Origin of the sequence: Nocardioides sp. CPCC 206348 (assembly GCF_048654705.1) — a bacterium.
GTDB lineage: Bacteria > Actinomycetota > Actinomycetes > Propionibacteriales > Nocardioidaceae > Nocardioides.
The window spans coordinates 7,586-8,528 of sequence record NZ_JBMCZA010000189.1; the positions used below are offsets into that span (position 1 = coordinate 7,586).

Here is a 943-nt window from a genome sequence, read left to right on the forward strand (position 1 = left end):
GCGCGCCCCGATCGAGGCGCCGTCGCCGATCTCGACACCGACCGCTTCCCAGTCGTGGGCGCGCTTCAGGTCGCCGTCCGGGGAGACCGAGCGGGGGTACTGGTCGTTGGTCAGTACGGCGGCCGGACCGATGAAGACCCCGTCGCCGAGCGTTGCGGGCTCGTAGACGAGTGCGTAGTTCTGCAGCTTGCAGCGATCGCCCATGGTGACGCCGGTGCCGACGTAGGCGCCGCGTCCGATCACGCAGCTCTCGCCGAGCGTCGCGTCCTCGCGAATCTGGGCCAGCTCCCAGACGGTGGTGCCATCGCCCAGCCGGGCCGAGTCCGCGACCTGCGCGGTGTCCTTGACGGTTGCATTCACCCCTCCACCGTACTGATGCACGCGGTCTGCCGACCGTTAGCCTCCTCCCCATGAGCGCGGCTGCGGCACCGTTGGTGATGGGCGTCGTCAACGTCACGCCCGACTCCTTCTCCGACGGTGGTCGGTACGACGACCCGCAGCGTGCGATCGCGCACGGGCTGCAGCTGCTGGCCGATGGCGCGGACATCCTCGACGTGGGAGGCGAGTCGACCCGGCCGGGTGCCACCCGACCCCTGCTCGCCGACGAGCTCGACCGCGTCGTACCCGTCATCGAGGCACTCGCCGCGCAGGGGGCCGTGGTGTCGGTCGACACGATGCGGTCCGAGGTCGCGGCGCGGGCCGTCGAGGCGGGTGCCGGGATCGTCAACGACGTCTCCGGCGGCCTGGCCGACCCCGCGATCCTCGACGTGGTCGCCCGCACGGGCGTCACCTACGTCGCGATGCACTGGCGTGCCCACAGCGACCGCATGCAGCAGCTCGCCGACTACGAGGGTGGTGTCGTCGAAGCGGTGCGTGCCGAGCTGGCTGGTCGGGTGGCGGCCCTCCGCGCCGCGGGCATCGCCGACGACCGGATCGTGCTCGA

At 71.7% G+C, this 943-nt stretch carries 2 protein-coding genes; one reads left to right on the forward strand and one right to left on the reverse strand.

Going from position 1 to position 943, the window contains the following annotated elements:
- A partial coding sequence (locus ACOADB_RS15615) for a DapH/DapD/GlmU-related protein (RefSeq protein WP_378600364.1) occupies positions 1-360 on the reverse strand: 360 nt, incomplete at its 3' end.
- 50 nt (positions 361-410) lie between these two features.
- Here ACOADB_RS15615 and folP point away from each other — a divergent pair.
- The coding region (gene folP / locus ACOADB_RS15620; protein WP_378600367.1) for a dihydropteroate synthase at positions 411-943 on the forward strand (533 nt) is incomplete at its 3' end.